The following is a 17,996-nucleotide window of genomic DNA, read 5'->3' as shown; positions in this document are numbered from 1 at the left end:
GCATTCGCGGATGCCACGATCTCGGTGCTCATCAGAAGTAGCCCTCCCGCTTGCGGTCCTCCATGGCGGCCTCACTGACCCGGTCGTCACCACGGGTGGCGCCACGCTCGGTGATCCGGGTGGCCGCCACCTCCTCGATGACCTTCTCCACGGTGTCCGCGTCGGAGCGGACCGCCGCGGTGCAGGAGGCGTCGCCGACGGTGCGGTAGCGCACCTGCGCCTTGAACCGCTCCTCACCCGCGCGGGGCCGGAAGAACTCGTTGACCGCGTAGACCATCCCGTCCCGCTCGATCACCTCGCGCTCGTGCGCGTAGTAGATCGACGGCAGCGGGATCCGTTCCCGGGCGATGTAGTGCCACACATCCAACTCGGTCCAGTTGGACAGCGGGAAGACCCGGATCGACTCGCCCGGGTGGTGCCGGCCGTTGTACAACGACCACAACTCCGGCCGCTGGTTCTTCGGATCCCACTGGCCGAACTCGTCGCGGAAGCTGAACATCCGCTCCTTGGCGCGGGCCTTCTCCTCGTCGCGGCGGGCGCCGCCGAACAGCGCGTCGAAGCGGTGCTTCTCCACCGCGTCCAGCAGCACCGGCGTCTGGATCCGGTTGCGCATCCCGTCGCCGGACTCCCGGACCAGCCCGGCGGCCAGGGCATCCGGCACGCTCGCCACCAGGAGTTGCAGTCCCAGCTCGGCGACCCGCTGGTCGCGGTATTCGAGCACCTCGGGGAAGTTGTGCCCGGTGTCGACGTGCATGACCGGGAAAGGAATGTTGGCCGGGGCGAACGCCTTCTGCGCCAGCCGCAGCATGACGATCGAATCCTTACCGCCGGAGAAGAGCAGCACCGGGCGTTCCATTTCGGCGACCACCTCGCGCATCACGAAGATGCTCTCCGCCTCCAGGGCGTCCAGGTGGGAGACCCGGTAGGCCGCAGGGGTGGTCATGACGCCGGCTCGATTCGCTCGCTCATCCGATTTCCAGACCTTTCCGGTCGGGCATGTCAAGAAAGTCCGCTCAGGCTACCCGGAATGTCTCTGCAGCGCTGCAAGCAACCGGGTGGCGAGATCCTTGCGACAGACCAGCAGGTCAGGCAGGCGCGGATCCACCTCGTTGTATTTCAGCGCAGAACCATCGATCCGGGAAGCGTGCAGTCCGGTGGCCGTCGCCACAGCCACCGGCGCCGCCGAGTCCCACTCGTACTGCCCGCCGGCATGGATGTAGGCGTCCACCTCGCCGGTGATCACCGCGGCGATCTTCGCTCCGGCGGAACCCATCGGCACCAGCTTCGCCCCCACGTCCTCGGCGAGGTCGGTGAGGAACACCGGCGGCCGGCTCCGGCTCGCCGCCAAACGGATCACCCGGGTACCCGCCGTCGCCGCCTCCACCGTCATCGGCGGGTACGCCGGCGGGTAGTCGGTGCACAGCACCCGGTGCTGCGCCGGCAGCCCGACCGCCCCGGCGACCAGCCCCTGCGGGCTCGGCGCACTGCGCGCCCACAGCGCCACGTGCACGGCCCAGTCCGAGCGGCCCTCCTCGGCGAACTCCCGGGTGCCGTCCAACGGGTCGATGATCCACACCCGGTCCGCGGCCAGTCGGGACACCGCCTCGGTGTTGACCTCCGCCGCCCAGGCCAGCCGCGACCCCTCGTCCTCCTCGGAGAGCACGGCGTCGCCCGGCCGCCACTTCGCCAACTCCGTACGGATCAGGTCGTGCGACACCTTGTCCCCGGCCGACCTGAGCGCGCCGGCGTCGGTGAAACCCAACTCCGCGCGCAGATCGAGCAGCACCTGACCGGCCCGGGCCGCCAACCACCGGGCGAACGCGCCGTCGATCATCGGAGGACTGCCCATCTGCCCGCTCCCGTCACCTCGCCGCGCGCCGTGCCCGCACGCACGCTCCACCGCGGGGCACCTCGCCGGTCGCGGCCCGCCAAGAGGCGCAGACTACCGGCCCACTGCTACGGATCCGGTACGCCCCGCCCGTCTCAGGCGCCGTGGTAGAGGTTCTGGGTCGGCTCCACGCCCTTGACGATCACCGACTCCACCACGTCCGCGGCACGGTCCACCAGGAAATCCAGTTCCTTGCGCTCGGCGGCGCTGAAATCCGACAGCACATAATCCGCCGGGTCCTGCCGCCCCGGTGGCCGGCCGACGCCGAACCGCACCCGGACGTAGTCCTTCGTGCCCAACGACTTCGACATCGACCGCAGGCCGTTGTGCCCGCCCTCGCCACCGCCGCACTTGATCCGCACCTGGCCGAAGCCGATGTCCAACTCGTCGTGCACCGCGACCACCTGGGCCGCCGGCACCTTGTAGAACTGCGCCAGCGCCGCCACCGGCCCACCGGACAGGTTCATGTACGTCAGTGGCTTCGCCAGCACCAGCTTCGGTCCGCCGAATCCCAGCCGCCCCTCGGCCACCTCGGCGACCGCCCGCTTGTGCCGGCCGAACCGCGCGCCCACGCGCCCGGCCAGCAGGTCGGCCACCATGAACCCGACGTTGTGCCGATTACCGGCGTACTCCCGGCCCGGGTTGCCCAGGCCGACCACCAGCCACGGCCCCGCCTCGTCCGTCACGACCCGTCCCTTCCGACGTCTGTCCCACCGACTCCCGATACGCCGGCAGGCGCCCCCGAACACTCGGGGACGCCTGCCAGCAGAGTACGAACCGATCAGGCCTCGGTGCGCGCCTCGGTGGTCTCGTCGCCCTCGGCGGCCGGGGCGTCCGCGCCCTCGGAACCCTCGGTGCCCTCGCCGACCTCGGCCTCGGCCTCCTCGGTGGCCGACTCGACCTCGGGCAGCGTCGCCTCAAGCTGCTCGGCGGTCGGCGCGGCGGTCACCGAGGCGACCATCAGCTCCGAGTCGCCCACCAGCTCGACACCGGCCGGCAGCTGCACGTCGGCGGCGGTCACCTGGGAGCCCGCCTCCAGGCCCTCGATCGAGGCCTCGAGGTGGTCGGGCACCTTGGTGGCGTCGGCGGTCACCGAGAGGGTGTCGTGGTCGTGCACGATCAGGGTGTCCCGTGCGGCCTCGCCGGTCAGCTGAACCGGAACCTCGACGGTGACCTTCTCGCCACGCCGGACCAGGAGCAGGTCGACGTGCTCGAAGGTGTCCCGGATCGGGTCACGCTGGATCGCCTTCGGCAGCGCCAGCACCTGGGTGCCGTCGGTGATGTCGATCGCGAAGAGCTGGTTGGCGCCACCCTTGCGGATCGCCGCGGCGAACTCCCGCGACGGCAGCGCGATGTGCTTGGGCTTCTCGCCGTGGCCGTACAGCACGGCGGGCACCTTGCCGGCCCGGCGGGTACGACGGGCACCACCCTTGCCGAACTCGGTGCGGGGCTCGGCGCTGATCTTTACCTCGGACACGGGGAAACTCCTGATGCTTTCGCTGCGGCGGCTTGTCGTCTGGCGGTGCTGGGGCGAGGGGCTCGCTGGGGCTCATGCGTCATGAACGACTGCCCGGAGCACCGCGTCGATGACGGTGCCTCCGTGCGGCGCTCTTCAGCGGCCCGCCGGGCACCCTCGCCGTGGCAACCGCACCAGTCTACCCGAGCTGATTCCAAGGTTTCCGGCAGTCCCCGGTCACGGCTCCGGGCCGGCGCGCCGACGGCGTTCCCGCCAGCGCGCCAGCCCCCTTTTCGACCAGTTTGTCAGCCCGGCCCCCAGTCGGCGCGCCGACTGGCGGAAAAGGGGCCCAACCGCGCCCAGCTCAGCTCAGGCCGCGCTCAGCTCAGGCCGCGCTCAGCTCAGGCCGCCGAAGAGGGTGGTCACCGAGCCGTCGTCGAAGACCTCCCGGATCGCCCGCGCCAACAGCGGCGCGATCGACAGCACGGTCAGCTTGTCCAGCTGCTTCTCCGGGGGCAACGGCAGCGTGTTGGTCACCACGATCTCGCTGATCGAGCTGTTCTTCAGCCGCTCGGTCGCCGGGTCGGACAGCAGCGCGTGGGTGGACGCGACCACGATCTCCGCCGCGCCCGACTCCTTGAGGATGTCCGCAGCCTTGGCGATCGTGCCACCGGTGTCGATCATGTCGTCCACGATCAGACACACCCGGCCCTCCACCTCGCCGACGACCCGGTTCGCCACCACCTGGTTCGGCTTCATCGGGTCGCGGGTCTTGTGGATGAACGCCAGCGGGCAGCCGCCCAACCGGTCGGTCCACCGCTCGGCCACCCGCACCCGCCCCGAATCCGGTGCCACCACCGTCATCGGCCGGCCGGCGTACTTGTGCTCCACGTACTCCGCCAGGATGTCCATGGCGAAGAGGTGATCCACCGGGCCGTCGAAGAAGCCCTGGATCTGCGCGGTGTGCAGGTCGACGGTGAGGATCCGGTTCGCGCCGGCCGTCTTCAGCAGGTCCGCCACGAGCCGGGCCGAGATCGGCTCCCGACCGCGGTGCTTCTTGTCCTGCCGCGCGTACGGGTAGAACGGCAGCACCACGGTGATCCGCTTGGCGGACCCCCGCTTCAGCGCGTCCACCATGATCAGGGTCTCCATGACCCAGGTGTTCACCCCGTGCGTCACGGACTGCACCACGAAGGCGTCCGAACCACGCACCGAGTCCTTGAAGCGTACGAAGATCTCGCCGTTGGCGAACTCGTACGCGTCGGCCGGCGTCGGCGCCACGCCGAGCACCTCGCCGATCTCCTTGGCCAGCTCCGGAAAGCCCCGTCCGGAAAAGAGCATCAGGCTTTTGCGGTTTTCGGCGACGATGCTGCCCATGGGCCCGTCTGCTCCCGTTTGTCGGCGGTACCCGACCCGGTGGTGGTGGGTCGGGGACTAGTCGGTTGCAGTATCTCCCGCGCCGGACGCACCGCCCACCGTCTCGGCCTGCCCGTGCATTGCCTCACTGTCGCTTGCGGCGCCGGCCACCTCCGACGCACCCTTCGCGTCGCCGGCGCGCTGCGCGGCCTCGGCCGCCGCCGTACCGGCCCGCCGCTTCACCACCCAGCCCTCGATGTTGCGCTGGCGCGCCCGTGCGACACCCATCGCGCCCGCCGGCACGTCGTCCACGATCACCGAGCCGGCGGCCGTGTACGCGCCGTCGCCCACCTCGACCGGCGCCACGAACATGTTGTCCGCGCCCGTGCGGGCGTGGCTGCCGATCACCGTGCGGTGCTTGTTGACCCCGTCGTAGTTGACGAAGACCGAGGCCGCGCCGATGTTGGTCTGCTCACCGATCGTCGCGTCGCCGACGTACGTCAGGTGCGGCACCTTCGAGCCGGCACCGATCGCGGAGTTCTTCACCTCGACGAACGTGCCGACCTTCGCCTTGTCGGCGAGCCGCGCGGCTGGCCGCAGGTACGCGTACGGCCCGACGCTGGCGCCCTCGCCGATCTCGGCGCCGACGGCGTGGCTGCGAACCACCGACGCGCCGGGGCCGACGATCGTGTCGACAAGCGTGACGTCCGGCCCGATCAGCGCGCCCGCGCCGACCACCGTGCCGCCGCGCAGCTGGGTGTTCTGGTCCACCACCGCGTCGCGGTCCAGCGCGACCGTCACGTCGATCCAGGTGGTCGCCGGGTCGAGCAGGCTGACCCCGGTGCGCATCCACGCCTCGTTGACCCGGTCGCGCAGCAGACGCCGCAGCGATGCGAGCTCCACCCGGTCGTTGCACCCCAACGTCTCGACGTGATCGACGGCCACGTGCACCGCGACCGGCTCGCCGGCCGAGCGGAGCAGGCCGAAGACGTCGGTCAGGTATTCCTCGCCCTGGTCGTTGTCGGTGGAGAGCTTGCCGAGCGCGTCGCGCAGCCGCACCGCGTCGAACGCGTAGATGCCGGCGTTGATCTCCCGGAGCGCGCGCTGCGTGGCGTCGGCGTCGCGCTCCTCGACGATCTGCTCGAGCCGCCCGTCGGCGTCCCGGACGATCCGTCCGAGGCCGGTCGGGTCGGGCACCTCGGCGGCCAGCACGGTGGCCGCCGCGGCGGCCTCCTCGTGCGCGGTCACGAGCGCACCCACCGTCTCCGGGCGCAGCAGCGGCACGTCCCCGTTGATCACCACGACGGTGCCGGCGCCCTCCGGGACGGCCTCCAACGCGATCCGGACGGCGTGCCCGGTGCCGAGCTGCTCGGCCTGGAGGACGGGGGTCGCCTCCGGGGCGACCTCGCCCAGGTGGCTCCGGACCTGGTCGGCGCCGTGCCCCACCACCACGACGGTGCGGTCCGCGGCCAGCGGCGCGGCCGCGCTCAGCACGTGGCCGAGCAGCGTACGACCGAGCAGGGGGTGCAGCACCTTGGGCAGTGTCGACTTCATCCGCTTGCCCTCACCGGCGGCGAGCACGACGACGGTACGAAGGTGGGGCTGGGGCACGATGTGGCTCCCGTCGGGACGGCGGACACTCTCGCGGTCATGCTAACCGCGGGGCCCGGCACGGTTCCCTCTTACCCCCAGTGGACCCTAAAACGGACTTTAGGGAGCAAGCTCGGCCGCCAGGGTTCGAACCTGAAATACGGGTACCAAAGACCCGGGTGTTGCCAATTACACCACGGCCGATCAGCGACACGAGCGCGTCGCAGCAGGGGATGGGCATCCCGGGCTACACCTTAGCGCCTCGCCCGCCGGACGCCATCGCTCATTTCGCCATGCCGGGCGACCGCGCTCCCCGAGCGTCGATTCCGCCCACCTCCGGGGCACCGCCGGCAGCACCGCGACGCCGCCGTCGCGACGGTCTGCAAGCCTCCGGCCGACCCCGCATTTCAAGGCTCTGACCTGCTTGTTTTCCCGAACGGCCGTGGGTTTTCGGAACTTCCTCGTGCGATCTACGGTGCCGTAAGTTACGGTAACGTAGGCGTAGCTTCGTGATCGTTTCCGCCCCCCCTCTGCGAGGTGCCATGTCCACCACCCTGCTCGAACCCAACACCGCCGGCCCCGGCCCCAAACCACTCACCGACGGCAGTCAGTCCTCCGGGATCCTGGCCGCGCTGTGGGCCTTCGTGGTGATCCCCTTCGTCGCCCTTCTGGTCGCGGTGCCGTTGGCATGGGGTGGCTGGCTGGGTTGGACCGACGTGATCATCGGACTGGTCTGGTACGTGGTCTCCGGGCTCGGCATCACGGTGGGCTTCCACCGCTACTTCACCCACGGGTCGTTCAAGGCGAAGCGGTGGCTGCGCGTCACGTTGGCGGTCGCGGGTTCGCTCGCGGTGCAGGGCGAGATCATCCAGTGGGTGGCCGATCACCGTCGGCACCACGCGTTCTCCGACCTGGAGGGTGACCCGCACTCGCCGTGGCGCTTCGGCACCAGCTTCTGGGCGCTGACCCGGGGCCTCTTCCACGCCCACGTGGGCTGGCTGTTCCGTCGGGAGCTGTCCAACCGGGAGCGGTTCGCGCCGGACCTCATCGCCGACCGGGACATCAGCCGGGTGGACCGGCTCTTCCCCGCGCTGGTGGCCGTCTCGCTGCTCGGCCCGGCGCTGATCGGCGGTCTGGTGACCTGGTCGTGGCAGGGCGCGCTGACCGCGTTCTTCTGGGCCGGGCTGGTCCGGATCGGCCTGCTGCACCACGTCACCTGGGCCATCAACTCGGTCTGCCACGTCTACGGCGAGCGCCCCTTCGCGATGCGCCAGGGTGACCGCGCGTCGAACTTCTGGCCGCTGGCGATCCTGTCGTTCGGCGAGAGCTGGCACAACCTGCACCACGCCGACCCGACCAGCGCCCGGCACGGTGTGCTGCGCGGTCAGGTGGACATCTCGGCCCGGGTGATCTGGCTGTTCGAGAAGTTCGGTGCGGCGTCGCAGGTGCGCTGGCCGAAGCCGGAACGGCTCGCCGCAAAGCTCGTGAAGCCGGTCGCACCCCGGTAAAACCGGGCGGTGCACCGGGAGGCCGCCTGGCAGGATGGCCGGATGACCGAGCGACGCGGGGGGACCGGACGGCTCGGCGGACGGGGAGCCGGGCCCGATCCGGGTACGGTCGGACGGCGCGGCCGGGCGGTCGGACCGCTCGCCAGTGAGGCGACGACGTGAACGGGCACGACGGAGGCACCATTCCACGGCAGGGCGTCACCGAGCGCCAGCGAGGCGGCGGCATGCCCGAGGTCAGCGACGGTGCCGGCGGTCGGCGTACGCCCCCGGCCCCGGCACCCAAACCGAAGCCCACCTCGCGGGTCCGCATGTCGGCGGCCCAGCGGCGGGAGCAGTTGATCGCGATCGGCCGGCAGCTCTTCGCCGAGCGTGGTTTCGACGCCACCTCGATCGAGGAGGTGGCGGCCCGCGCCAAGGTCTCCAAGCCGGTGGTGTACGAGCACTTCGGCGGCAAGGAAGGGCTCTACGCGGTGGTGGTGGACCGGGAGGTCCGGGCTCTGCTGGACCGGATCACCACGGCGTTGACGGCCGGGCATCCTCGGGAGTTGCTGGAGCAGGCGGCTCTGGCCCTGCTGGGTTACATCGAGGAGGAGACCAGCGGGTTCCGGGTGCTGGTCCGCGAGTCGCCGCTGATGTCGGGCACGGCCAACTTCAGCAGCGTGATGAACGACGTGGCGCACCAGGTCGAGCACATCCTCGGCGCCGAGTTCAAGAGCCGCGGGTACGACCCGAAGCTCGCCGAGCTGTACTCGCAGGCGCTGGTGGGCATGGTCGCGCTGACCGGCCGCTGGTGGCTGGAGGTGCGCAAGCCGCGTAAGGAGACGGTCGCGGCGCACCTGGTCAACCTGGCCTGGAACGGGTTGTCGCACCTGGAGGCGAAGCCGACGTTGATCACCAGCCGTCGCCGCTGACCCCGGTCAGCGGCGGTGCACGTCGGCCACCGGGTGTTTGCGGTGCTCCAGTTCCGCCTCGGCGTGCTCCGGAGGACCCACCTTGTCGTAGAGACCGGTGCCGAGCAGGATCAGCCCGAACAGCATCGACACGATCACTGTCGACATCGAGAAGTTGAGCACGTTCGCGCCGGTCTGCAGCACCGACATCGTCAGGATGCTGGTCACCAGGAACACCACGCCGGCGGTGAGGTTCATGTAGTGGCCGAGGTTGGTGCGCCGGGACGCCCCGATGATCAGGACGATTCCGAAGACCACCGAGGCGAGTGAGAAGGCCAGGTTGGTGCGCAGCCCGAGCGCCCAGGTGCTGCTCCGGTCGAACAGCGGGTCACCGATCGTCTCGGCGACACCCCAGACGCCGAAGACGAGGATGTAGACGCCGATCAGACCGGAGAGGACCCGGTACAACGGCCGAGCCGGATGGTTGACCGGAAAGTGCGGCATACCAGACCCCATCCACCTGAGTTAGACCGATTCAGGAGGATTGTCGCCCAAAGAAGAGCCAACTGTCCGAAAAACCCCAAAGCTGGAATGGTCCGCCGAATGGCAGGACCAGGTCAGGTTTTCGCCGGAGCCCGAGCTGCGCAGGGATCAGGCCTGACCGCCCGGAGCAACTCGGGCTCCGGCGAAAACCACACCAGTGACCACGGGAAGGCTCAGAGAACCAGACGAGCCTTCTGGAACGCCTCCGCCTCATCCTCCGTGCCGACCTTGCCGTACATCCCGACCATGAGCAGCACCAGGGCGACCGTCATCATCACGATGACGGTGACGATGCTGACGTTGAGGATGTTGGCGTCGGTCCGGATGAAGGCGAGGCTGGCCAGGCTGATCACCATCAGGGCGTACGCCAGCCACTGGTTGATCGCCACGTCGATGTTGCGGCCGAGCGCGGTGCCGACCAGCACGATGAGCCCGAGCAGCACGCTGAGCAGCCCGAGGGCGAGGTTGGTGCCCTGGCCGAGGACCCGGGTGTCGTCCTGGGCGAGGATCTCGTTGCCGGTGCTCGTGATGATGCTGAGCACACCGAATGCCACCAGGTACAGACCGGTCAACCCGCCGATCGCCCGGTAGATCGGCCGCGCGGGGTGGTTGACGGGGGTGTGGGCCATGTCTGAGTCTCCAACGCCGTGGGGTGAGGTGTCGCCGACGATTGTCCCGCATGTGGCGGTGTGACGCCGCACACGGCCCCCGCGCCGGCGCGCCCGGCCCGGTCAGCTCTCCGGAAGCTCCTCGGCGAGGGTCATCCAGCTCTCCTCGATCCGCTCCCGCTCGGCCCGCAGATCCTTGAGCTGGGTGTCCAGTTCGGCGACCCGGGCGTAGTCGGTGGCGTCGGCCGCGAGCTGATCGAGCAGGGTGGCCTCGCGCTGGTCGAGCTTGCCGAGCTGGCGTTCCAGGCGGGTCAGTTCCTTGCGGGCCTGACGCACCTCGGCGGCCGACATGCCGGTCGCGGTGGGTTCGCCGGACGTGACGGTCGGCGCGGCACCGGCCCGAGAAGGGCCAGCCCGCTCGGCGGTCCGGGCAAGGTACTCGTCGACCCCGCCCGGCAGGTGCACGAGCCGGCCGTCGCCGAACATCCCGTACGCCGTGTCGGTGACCCGCTCGATCAGGTAGCGGTCGTGGCTGGCCACGATGATCGTGCCCGGCCACGAGTCGAGCAGGTCCTCCAGCGCGGCCAGGGTGTCGGTGTCCAGGTCGTTGGTGGGCTCGTCGAAGAGCAGCACGTTGGGTTCGCCGGCGAGCAGCCGCAGCATCTGCAACCGGCGACGTTCACCGCCGGAGAGGTCGCTGACCGGGGTCCAGAGGCGGCGGTCGTCGAAGCCGAAGACCTCGGCGAGCTGGGCGGCGGAGACCTCCCGGTCGCCGAGCTGCACCCGGCGGGCGACCTCCTCGACCGCTTCGAGCACCCGCAGGTGCCCGGGCAGCTCGGCGAGTTCCTGGGAGAGGAACGCCGGCCGCACCGTGGAGCCGGTGCCGAGGCGGCCACCGTCGGGGCGGGTGATGCCGGCGAGCATCCGCAACAGGGTGGTCTTGCCGGCCCCGTTGGCGCCGAGGATGGCGATCCGGTCACCCGGACCGACCAGCCACGTCACGTCGCGCAGGATCTCCTTCGGGCCGGCGTGCAGCTCGACGTTCTCCAGGTCGTACACCTGCTTGCCGAGCCGGGAGGTGGCCATCCGCTGCAACGACATGGTGTCGCGGGCCGGCGGCACGTCGGCGATCAGCGCGTTCGCGGCGTCGATGCGGAACTGGGGCTTGGAGGTGCGGGCGGGCGGGCCCCGCCGCAGCCAGGCGATCTCCTTGCGGAGCAGGTTCTGCCGGCGGGCCTCGGTGGCGGCGGCGACGCGCTCACGTTCGGCGCGGGCGAGGGTCCAGGCGGCGAAGCCACCCTCGTACGCGCGGACGGTCTGGTCGGCGACCTCCCAGGTGGTGGTGCAGACCGCGTCCAGGAACCACCGGTCGTGGGTGACGACGACCAGGGCGCCCCGGCGACCGACCAGGTGCCGGGCCAGCCAGTCGACACCACCGACGTCGAGGTGGTTGGTGGGCTCGTCGAGGATGAGCAGATCCGAGTCGCGGACGAGCAGTGCGGCGAGCGCCACCCGCCGGCGTTCGCCACCGGACATCGGGCCGACCGGCTGGTCGAGGCCGAGGTGCGGCATGCCGAGGCCGTCGAGGATGTTGCGCACGCCCGCGTCGCCGGCCCACTCGTGCTCGGCGCCCATGCCCTCGCCGAGCCAGGCGGTGCCGAGCACGACGTCCCGGACGGTGGCGTCGGGGGCGAGGGTGAGCTGCTGCGGCAGCCAGAGCACGCGCAGATCGCGGCGGTGGGTGACCCGACCGTCGTCGGGCTCCTCCTGCTTGGTGAGCAGGCGCAGCAGGGTGGACTTGCCGGCACCGTTGAGGCCGACCACACCGATCCGGTCGGCGTCGTCCAGGCCGAGCGAGACGTCCGTGAGCAGCCGCCCGGCGGCGCCGTACCCCTTGGACACCCGGTCCAGATTGACGATGTTGGCCACAGTCCACCCTTCAAGATCAAGGCGTCCGGGTGCCGGCGGGCACCTCGGGACGCCGACCCCAAGGGTACGCGGACCCGCCCCCCTCCCGCGATCTTGCAGTTACTGTCGCGCCGTAAGGGGCATTCCAGTCATCTCGGCGACCAAAAGTGCAAGATCGGCGGAGCAGGGGCGGGGACGCCGGGACGCCGTGGCACGGGGGTTAGATGACGCGGGCGCCCGCTACTGGGCCGTGTGCGACCCGGGCCTGGCGGCACACGCCGGCGCTGCTCAGCTCGGCGGCGATCCGCTCGGCGTTGGCGGCGTCGGCGGCGAGGAAGACGCAGGTCGGGCCGGAGCCGGACACGATGCCGGTGAGCGCGCCCGCCGCCTCGCCGGCCTTGAGGGTGTCGGCAAGCGCCGGGCGCATGGCCAGCGCGGCGTCCTGAAGATCGTTGCCGAGCGTCCGGGCGAGGACCCGGGGGTCACGCTGACGCAGCGCGCCCAGCAGCGCGTCGGTGCTGCCCAGCGGGTCACCGGCGGCGCCGGAGTCGCGCAGCCGGTCCAACTCGCGGTACGCGGCCGGGGTGGACAGGCCCCCGTCGGCGATGGCCACCACCCAGTGCCAGGAGGTGGGGCGGACCAGCACGGGGCTGACCGCCTCGCCCCGGCCGGTGCCCAGCGCGGTGCCCCCGTAGATCAGGAACGGCACGTCGGAGCCGAGGTCGGCGGCGATCCCCGCCAGCTCGTCACGGGACAGGCCGGTGCCCCACAGCGCGTCGCAGGCCACCAGCGCGGCGGCCGCGTCGGCGCTGCCGCCGGCCAGCCCTCCGGCGAGGGGGATCTGCTTGCGCAGGTGCAGACGGGCGTGCGGCAGGACCCCGGCGTACCCGGCGAGGGCGTACGCGGCGCGGATCACCAGGTTGGAGTCGTCCAGGGCCAGCTCGCCGGTGCCCTCCCCCTCCATGGTCAACGCCAGCGTGTCGCCCCGCCGGGCGGTCAGCTCGTCGTAGATGGAGATGGCGTGGTAGACGGTGTTCAGCTCGTGGTAGCCGTCACGGCGCAGCGGACCCACCCCGAGGTGCAGGTTGACCTTCGCGGGCACCCGCACCTTCACCGGGCCGACGGCCCCACGTCGCTCGTCCTCGTCGTCCGGTCGCCAGGCCTCGGTCACGGGGTGATGTCCCGCCCGCGCAGGCGGATGTCGAACGGCTTGGCCACGATCAGCTCCTCGGCGTCCTCGGCAGGCACGGCGTCAGCCTACTTCGCGGCCGGCGTACCGACCGGAGCCGACGCGGCGATGGCGGCGAACTGGTCGACGGTCAGTGACTCCCCCCGGGCGCCGGGGTCGACGCCGGCCGCGATGAGCGCGGCGGCGGCCCGGTCGGCGCCGCCGGCCCAGCCGGCCAGCGCCGCGCGCAGGGTCTTGCGACGCTGCGCGAACGCCGCGTCCACCACGGCGAAGACCCGCTCCCGGGGTACGTCGGCGCGGGGCCGTTCGTGACAGGTGAAGGCGACCAGGCCGGAGTCGACGTTGGGCACCGGCCAGAACACGTTCGGCGGCACCCGGCCGGCGCCGCGGGCCGTCGCGTACCAGGCGAGCTTGACCGACGGGATGCCGTACACCTTGGAGCCGGGACCGGCGACCAGCCGGTCGGCGACCTCCTTCTGCACCATCACCAACCCGTGCCGCAGGCTGGGCAGCTCGGCGAGCAGGTGCAGCACCACCGGAACGGCGACGTTGTAGGGCAGGTTCGCGACCAGCGCGGTCGGTGCGGGGTCGGCCAGCTCGGCGGCGTCGACGCGCAGCGCGTCGGCCTGGTGCACGGTGAGCCGGCCGGCGTCCGCGCCGGCGTGCCGGGCGACGGTCTCCGGCAGTGCCCCGGCGAGCACCGGGTCGATCTCCACGGCGTGTACGTGCCCGGCGACCGGCAGCAGCCCCAGGGTCAGCGAGCCGAGGCCCGGGCCGACCTCCAGGACCACGTCGTCGGGGGTCAGGCCGGCGGCGGTGACGATCCGGCGCACCGTGTTCGGGTCGTGCACGAAGTTCTGGCCCAGCTTCTTGGTGGGCGCGACGCCCAGCCGGGCGGCGAGTTCCCGGATCTCCGCCGGGCCGAGGAGGCTCACCACGGGCCGAAGGCCCGGTCGCCGGTGGCGGAGATGGCCGCGCACAGCTCGTCCAGGTCGGCGCCGGTGGTCGCGGCGAGCGCGCGGACCGTGATCGGGATCAGGTACGAGGCGTTCGGCCGGCCACGGTGCGGGGTCGGGGTGAGATACGGGGCGTCGGTCTCCACCAGGATCTGGTCCAGCGGGGTGAGCGCGGCGGCCTCGCGCAGCGCGGTGGCGCTGCCGAAGGTGACGGTGCCGGCGAAGCTGAGCAGGTAGCCCCGGCGCACGCACTCGCGGGCGAACTCGGCGTCACCGGAGAAGCAGTGCAGCACCACCGTCTCCGGGGCACCCTCGTCGTCGAGGATCCGCAGCACGTCCGCGTGCGCGTCCCGGTCGTGGATGACCAGCGCCTTGTCGTACCGCTTGGCGATGGCGATGTGCGCCCGGAAGCTGGCCTCCTGCGCGGCGCGGCCCTCGTCGCCGGTACGAAAGAAGTCCATCCCGGTCTCGCCGATCCCCCGCACCCGGTCGCGGGCGGCCAGCGACTCGATCTCCCGCAGCGCCTCGTCGAGGTCGGCCAGCCGGGGCGCCTCGTTGGGATGCAGCGCCACGGTGGCCAGCACCGCGGGGTACGCGTCGGCGCTGTCCGCGCCCCACCGGGAGGAGGCGACGTCCACGCCCACCTGGACCAGCCGGTCCACGCCGACCTTCGCGGCCACCGCGACCGCCGCGGCGACCGGGTCGTCGGCCGGCCCGCCGCCGGGCACGCCGGCCTCGCTGACCGTGATGTCCAGGTGGGTATGGCTGTCCAGCACCGGCCGGGGCAGCGGCTCGGGGGCGGGCGGGAACTCTCCGGCCCGCCGGGCGGCACGCTCGCGGCGGGTTTCAGTCGGCTCGCTCATCAGCGACAGCATCACACACCGGGGCTGTCCACCCGCCCGCCACCCGGCGTTCACCTCGACTACGCCGCGCGACTCTACCGTCGCCCGGTGAGCGAGCGCAGCGAGCGAACCATGAGGCACAGGAGCGAGGCGGCGGCGTGAGCGTCACCCCTCAGGCCAGCGGTGCCGCCAGCGAGCGCACCGGGCTGCGCGTGGCGTTCGGCGGCGGCGTGTACCCGGCCGAGGAGGTCGCCCGGGGCGCCGCGTACGAACTGTTCAGCGCCGACGAGGTGCCCGGCTTCGAGTGGGCCCCCCGACCGGGCAGTGCCCTGCCGTGGCGCCGATTCGTGCACGTCACCGAGGTGACCGCGGTCCACGGGGCGACGCAACCGGCCGAGGAGCCGGAGACTCCGCTGATGATGCCCGCCCACCGGGAGCGGGGTTGGGCGCAGCTGCACCAGCTCAGCCAGCAGCCGGCCGCCGCGGGGGATCCCCTGCTGGTCGCGGCACGCGCGTCGGCGGTCGTCCGGCGGGGCACCCGGATGGTGAAGGTGCTCTCCGCCCGCCAGCTCGCCGGGTACGTGCGGGGCTGGCTGCCGCACGGCTTCTGCTACCGGGAACACGACGTGGCGCACCTGCGTACGCAGACTGCGACCACGGTGCTGCGCACCGACGGCGACGTCGGCCGGGACGGCTCCGACGTGGCGTACGCGCTGCGCTGGCGGGCCGCCGACCCGGGCGACTACGACGTGCCTGCCGGCGAGGCGCACCGGGGACTGACCGCGTTGGCGTCCCGGGACCGGCTGGGCCCACCGGTGCTGGGCACGGGTTTCGTGCCGAGCAACGGCCAGCTCATCCCGGAGTTCATCACCCGGGACTTCGCGGACCTGCCGATGCCGGCGAACGCCGCCCTGCTCGCCTACCCGGCGGAGGGGGTGGAGGTGGTGCTCTACACCTACCAGGCCGAGCAGCGCGGTTGGCTGCGCATGGTCGGCCCGCAGTGGCGGCACCTGCTCGCCGCGGTGCCGGGTCTCTCCTCGGACCAGGAGTACGTGCCGACCGGGGACGCGCTGCGCTCCACGCAACTGGTCGGCTTGCACGGTGACACCGAGTACGAGGCGGTCGCGGACCTGCCCGGCGGGTTCCGGGTGCTGGCGATGACCCGGGCGGCGCGCTACCCGGTGGACGCGGTGGCCCGCCGGCTCCGGTTCGCCCAATGGCGGGGTGTGCCCTGCCTGGTGCTGCGCGAGGAGGCCGGTTGGCTGCGGCTGCGGCTGCGCTTCCCGGACCCGGACGCGGTGGTCACCACCGGCGCGCAGTGCCACGACCGCGGCGTCTACGAGACCTGGGCACCGGGCGCCGAGGTGACCGACGACCAGGTGATGGACACCCGGTACGCGATGTGACGCCGCGCGGCGGTGAGGCGTCCTCCCGCCGCGCGGCCTCGTCGGCTCAGCCGGCCAGTCGGGCCAGCTCCTCGTCGACGATCGACGGGTCGAGCTTGCGGAACACCGGCTTCGGCGCGGCCAGCGGCCGACCCGCCTCCAGCGGCACCGACTCCCAGCGCGCGCCGACCGTGTAGTCACCGGTCAGCACCGGGTACCCCGGCCCGCCGTCCAGGTCGTCGACCTGCTCGATGACCGGCATCGGCGCGTGCACACCGGTGCCGCCGAGCAGCTCGTGCACCTGCTGGGCGGAGTGCGGCAGGAACGGGGTGAGCAGCGTGTTGGCGTCGCTGACCACCTGGAGGGCGACGTGCAGGATGGTGCCCATCCGGGGCTTGTCGGCCTCGTCCTTGAGCTTCCACGGCGCCTGTTCGGACAGGTACTTGTTGGCCTCGGCGACCACCCTCATCGCCTCGCCGATCGCCTGCTTCTGCCGGTGCCGGCCGATCAGGTCACCGACGGTGGTGAAGCCGGCCCGGGCCACGGCGAGCAGCGCCTCGTCGGCCTCGGTGAGCCCGGCCGGGTCGACCGGCGGGATCGCGCCGAAGTTCTTCGCCGTCAGCGAGATGGACCGGTTGACCAGGTTGCCCCAGCCGGCGACCAGCTCGTCGTTGTTGCGCCGGAGGAACTCGGCCCAGGTGAAATCGGTGTCGTTGCTCTCCGGACCGGCGGCGGCGATGAAGTAGCGCAGCGCGTCGGCGTCGTAGCGCTCCAGGAAGTCCCGGACGTAGATGACCACCTTGCGGGACGAGGAGAACTTGCGCCCCTCCATGGTCAGGTATTCGCTGGAGACGACCTCGGTGGGCAGGTTGAGCCGGCCCAGCTCGCCCGGCTCGCCGTCGCGGGAGCCCTCGCCGGAGTATCCGGACAGCAGCGCCGGCCAGATCACCGAGTGGAAGACGATGTTGTCCTTACCCATGAAGTAGTAGGACCGGGCGTCCTTGCCCTGCCCGTCGGCGGACCACCACCTGCGCCACGCCTCGGGGTCGCCGGAGCGCCGGGCCCACTCGATCGACGCGGACAGGTAGCCGATCACCGCGTCGAACCACACGTAGATCCGCTTGTCCGGCCGGTCCCGCCAGCCGTCCAGCGGGATCGGGACGCCCCACTCCAGGTCCCGGGTGATCGCCCGGGGCTGGAGGTCGTCGAGCAGGTTGCGGGAGAACCGCAGCACGTTGGGCCGCCACCCGTCCCGGGTGTCCAGCCACTGCCGCAGCACCTCGGCCAGGGCGGGCAGGTCCAGGAAGAAGTGCTCGGTCTCGACGAACTTCGGGGTCTCCCCGTTGATCCGCGACTTCGGGTCGATCAGGTCGATCGGGTCGAGCTGGTTGCCGCAGTTGTCGCACTGGTCGCCGCGCGCGCTGTCGTACCCGCAGATCGGGCAGGTGCCCTCGATGTACCGGTCGGGCAGGGTGCGCCCGGTGGACGGGGAGATCGCGCCCATGGTGGTCTTCGGCACGATGTAGCCGTTGCGGTACATCCCCTCGAACAGCTCCTGCACCACCGCGTAGTGGTTGCGGGTGGTGGTGCGGGTGAACAGGTCGTAGGAGAGGCCGAGACCGTGCAGGTCCTCCACGATCACCCTGTTGTACCGGTCGGCCAGCTCGCGCGGGGTGACCCCGTCGGCGTCGGCCTGCACCTGGATGGGGGTGCCGTGCTCGTCGGTGCCGGAGACCATGAGCACGTCGTGGCCGGCCATCCGCATGTACCGGGCGAAGACGTCGGAGGGAACGCCGAAACCGGAGACGTGGCCGATGTGGCGGGGGCCGTTGGCGTACGGCCAGGCCACTGCCGCGAGAACGTGACTCATGAGCAGC

16 protein-coding genes and 1 tRNA gene are annotated in these 17,996 nt (G+C 71.6%); 3 read left to right on the top strand and 14 right to left on the bottom strand.

Annotated features, from left to right (window positions below; all coding sequences use genetic code 11):
* Positions 1 to 31 precede the first annotated feature (31 nt).
* The 7 genes from cysD to AB0H52_RS05140 all read right to left on the bottom strand — a co-directional run bounded on the left by cysD (position 32) and on the right by AB0H52_RS05140 (position 6,494).
* Entirely contained in the window at positions 32 to 943 is a 912-nt protein-coding gene (gene cysD / locus AB0H52_RS05170; RefSeq protein WP_357945373.1) for a sulfate adenylyltransferase subunit CysD, read from the bottom strand.
* 75 nt (positions 944 to 1,018) lie between these two features.
* Positions 1,019 to 1,849: an inositol monophosphatase family protein gene (locus AB0H52_RS05165; RefSeq protein ID WP_357945370.1), complete on the bottom strand. Its 831-nt coding sequence runs from the start codon at positions 1,847 to 1,849 to the stop codon at positions 1,019 to 1,021.
* A 134-nt stretch (positions 1,850 to 1,983) separates the two neighbouring features.
* Entirely contained in the window at positions 1,984 to 2,574 is a 591-nt protein-coding gene (gene pth / locus AB0H52_RS05160) for an aminoacyl-tRNA hydrolase (protein WP_151491409.1), read from the bottom strand.
* 95 nt (positions 2,575 to 2,669) lie between these two features.
* Entirely contained in the window at positions 2,670 to 3,365 is a 696-nt protein-coding gene (locus tag AB0H52_RS05155; protein ID WP_151491408.1) for a 50S ribosomal protein L25/general stress protein Ctc, read from the bottom strand.
* Positions 3,366 to 3,740: 375 nt separating this feature from the next.
* Positions 3,741 to 4,721, bottom strand: coding sequence for a ribose-phosphate diphosphokinase (locus tag AB0H52_RS05150; RefSeq protein WP_030329105.1), 981 nt, complete (start codon positions 4,719 to 4,721; stop codon positions 3,741 to 3,743).
* 57 nt (positions 4,722 to 4,778) lie between these two features.
* Positions 4,779 to 6,314, bottom strand: a complete 1,536-nt coding sequence (glmU, locus tag AB0H52_RS05145; protein WP_151491407.1) for a bifunctional UDP-N-acetylglucosamine diphosphorylase/glucosamine-1-phosphate N-acetyltransferase GlmU — start codon at positions 6,312 to 6,314, stop codon at positions 4,779 to 4,781.
* Positions 6,315 to 6,422: 108 nt separating this feature from the next.
* Positions 6,423 to 6,494: transfer RNA gene (locus AB0H52_RS05140), tRNA-Gln, on the bottom strand.
* A gap of 338 nt (positions 6,495 to 6,832) precedes the next feature.
* On the opposite strand from AB0H52_RS05140, the gene AB0H52_RS05135 reads away from it, so the two are divergent.
* Positions 6,833 to 7,798, top strand: coding sequence for an acyl-CoA desaturase (locus tag AB0H52_RS05135; RefSeq protein WP_151491406.1), 966 nt, complete (start codon positions 6,833 to 6,835; stop codon positions 7,796 to 7,798).
* A gap of 224 nt (positions 7,799 to 8,022) precedes the next feature.
* Positions 8,023 to 8,709 carry a TetR/AcrR family transcriptional regulator gene (locus AB0H52_RS05130; protein ID WP_151491413.1) on the top strand — a complete coding sequence of 229 codons (687 nt, stop codon included), beginning with the start codon at positions 8,023 to 8,025 and terminating at the stop codon, positions 8,707 to 8,709.
* A gap of 6 nt (positions 8,710 to 8,715) precedes the next feature.
* Here the strand turns inward: AB0H52_RS05130 and AB0H52_RS05125 are convergent, their stop codons facing one another.
* The 6 genes from AB0H52_RS05125 to AB0H52_RS05100 all read right to left on the bottom strand — a co-directional run bounded on the left by AB0H52_RS05125 (position 8,716) and on the right by AB0H52_RS05100 (position 14,767).
* Positions 8,716 to 9,192 (bottom strand): DUF4383 domain-containing protein, encoded by a 477-nt coding sequence (locus tag AB0H52_RS05125; RefSeq protein ID WP_151491405.1) that lies wholly within the window; start codon positions 9,190 to 9,192, stop codon positions 8,716 to 8,718.
* A gap of 212 nt (positions 9,193 to 9,404) precedes the next feature.
* The gene (locus AB0H52_RS05120) at positions 9,405 to 9,860 is read right to left on the bottom strand and encodes a DUF4383 domain-containing protein (RefSeq protein ID WP_151491404.1); all 456 of its coding nucleotides are present in this window, start codon (positions 9,858 to 9,860) and stop codon (positions 9,405 to 9,407) included.
* Positions 9,861 to 9,962: 102 nt separating this feature from the next.
* Positions 9,963 to 11,768, bottom strand: a complete 1,806-nt coding sequence (locus AB0H52_RS05115) for an ABC-F family ATP-binding cassette domain-containing protein (RefSeq protein WP_151491403.1) — start codon at positions 11,766 to 11,768, stop codon at positions 9,963 to 9,965.
* Positions 11,769 to 11,967: 199 nt separating this feature from the next.
* On the bottom strand, positions 11,968 to 12,918 hold the full coding sequence (locus AB0H52_RS05110; RefSeq protein WP_357945364.1) for a 4-(cytidine 5'-diphospho)-2-C-methyl-D-erythritol kinase: 951 nt from the start codon (positions 12,916 to 12,918) through the stop codon (positions 11,968 to 11,970).
* Positions 12,919 to 13,004: 86 nt separating this feature from the next.
* A complete protein-coding gene (rsmA, locus tag AB0H52_RS05105; RefSeq protein ID WP_151491401.1) occupies positions 13,005 to 13,874 on the bottom strand; it encodes a 16S rRNA (adenine(1518)-N(6)/adenine(1519)-N(6))-dimethyltransferase RsmA in 870 nt (289 codons plus the stop codon).
* On the bottom strand, positions 13,868 to 14,767 hold the full coding sequence (locus tag AB0H52_RS05100) for a TatD family hydrolase (RefSeq protein WP_151491400.1): 900 nt from the start codon (positions 14,765 to 14,767) through the stop codon (positions 13,868 to 13,870). Before AB0H52_RS05100 ends, rsmA begins: the two co-directional genes overlap by 7 nt.
* A gap of 125 nt (positions 14,768 to 14,892) precedes the next feature.
* Here AB0H52_RS05100 and AB0H52_RS05095 point away from each other — a divergent pair, with 125 nt between their 5' ends.
* Entirely contained in the window at positions 14,893 to 16,140 is a 1,248-nt protein-coding gene (locus AB0H52_RS05095; protein WP_151491399.1) for a hypothetical protein, read from the top strand.
* A gap of 46 nt (positions 16,141 to 16,186) precedes the next feature.
* Here AB0H52_RS05095 and metG read toward each other — a convergent pair whose 3' ends face one another.
* A complete protein-coding gene (gene metG, locus AB0H52_RS05090) occupies positions 16,187 to 17,989 on the bottom strand; it encodes a methionine--tRNA ligase (RefSeq protein WP_151491398.1) in 1,803 nt (600 codons plus the stop codon).
* Positions 17,990 to 17,996: the final 7 nt, after the last annotated feature.

Source organism: Micromonospora sp. NPDC050695 (assembly GCF_040654415.1).
GTDB lineage: Bacteria > Actinomycetota > Actinomycetes > Mycobacteriales > Micromonosporaceae > Micromonospora.
The sequence above is the reverse complement of the archived record's forward strand: the minus strand, read 5'-3'. Positions and strand labels throughout refer to the sequence as shown.